This is a genomic window from Micromonospora sp. ABR4_055 (genome assembly GCF_056160425.1).
The window spans coordinates 1-472 of record NZ_JBSWXD010000356.1; the positions used below are offsets into that span (position 1 = coordinate 1).

A 472-nucleotide genomic window follows, 5' to 3' on the forward strand; every position below is an offset into this window, starting at 1 on the left:
GGCCGAGCCGCCGATCGCAGCGGTACGCCGGCACCGACCGGCAGGTCCGTGGCCTGCTGCTGGCGGTGCTGCGGGAGGCGACCGGGCCGGTGCCGCAGCAGCGGCTGGACGTGGTGTGGGGCGACGATCTGCAGCGCCGTCGGGCACTGGCCAGTCTGATCGAGGACGGCCTGGTGGAGCCGGTGGCCGACGACGGCGCGCCGCCGATCGGGTACACGCTGGCCGGTCAGGGCTGACGGCCTCCGAGCTGACGCCGGGCTGTCGGCTCTCCGGGCTTCCGGGCTGACGGCCGAGGCCGTAGACGCAGTGGGGGGGGGGGGGGGGGGGGGGGGGGGGGGGGGGGGGGGGGGGGGGGGGGGGGTGGGCTCTTTTGGGGGTTTTTGGGGGGAGGCGGAGGGGCGGGGGCGGGATTCTGGCCCTCTCCTTTCCCCCCCCCCCCCCCCCCACTGACAGTCGGCTACCGGTCCTACTC

1 protein-coding gene and 1 pseudogene are annotated in these 472 nt (G+C 77.1%); both read left to right on the forward strand.

Features of this window, described 5'->3' with window-relative positions; translation table 11 throughout:
- Positions 1 to 236, forward strand: a pseudogene (locus ACXAHD_RS32375) (A/G-specific adenine glycosylase); the annotation flags it as partial.
- 70 nt (positions 237 to 306) lie between these two features.
- A complete protein-coding gene (locus ACXAHD_RS32380; protein ID WP_475055220.1) occupies positions 307 to 450 on the forward strand; it encodes a hypothetical protein in 144 nt (47 codons plus the stop codon).
- Positions 451 to 472 lie beyond the last annotated feature (22 nt).